General features: G+C 54.2%; 1 rRNA gene. It reads right to left on the reverse strand.

Annotation, left to right across the window (positions count from 1 at the left end):
- Positions 1 to 718: ribosomal RNA gene (locus tag ACFSTA_RS18705) — 23S ribosomal RNA — on the reverse strand; the annotation flags it as partial.

Raw genomic sequence — 718 nt, forward strand, 5'->3', positions numbered from 1 at the left:
CCGCCCCAGTCAAACTGCCCGCCTGACACTGTCTCCGAACCGGATTACGGTCCTGGGTTAGAATGTCCATACAGCCAGGGTGGTATCCCACGGATGCCTCCGGCGAAGCTAGCGCTCCGCTTTCTAAGGCTCCCACCTATCCTGTACAAGCTGCACAGACATGCAATATCAGGCTACAGTAAAGCTCCACGGGGTCTTTCCGTCCTGTCGCGGGTAATGCGCATCTTCACGCATAGTATAATTTCACCGGGTCTCTCGTTGAGACAGTGCCCAAGTCGTTGCACCTTTCGTGCGGGTCGGAACTTACCCGACAAGGAATTTCGCTACCTTAGGACCGTTATAGTTACGGCCGCCGTTTACTGGGGCTTCGGTTCTACGCTTCGACTTGCGTCTAACGCTTCCCCTTAACCTTCCAGCACCGGGCAGGTGTCAGCCCCTATACTTCGCCTTTCGGCTTCGCAGAGACCTGTGTTTTTGCTAAACAGTCGCTTGGGCCTATTCACTGCGGCTCCTCCTTAAAGGAGCACCCCTTCTCCCGAAGTTACGGGGTCATTTTGCCGAGTTCCTTAACGAGAGTTCTCCCGCTCACCTTAGGATTCTCTCCTCGCCTACCTGTGTCGGTTTGCGGTACGGGCACCTATGATCTAACTAGAGGCTTTTCTTGGCAGTGTGAAATCAGGAACTTCGCTACTATATTTCGCTCCCCATCACAGCTTGA

It is taken from the genome of Ornithinibacillus salinisoli, from assembly GCF_042684965.1.
Lineage (GTDB): Bacteria > Bacillota > Bacilli > Bacillales > Amphibacillaceae > Ornithinibacillus > Ornithinibacillus salinisoli.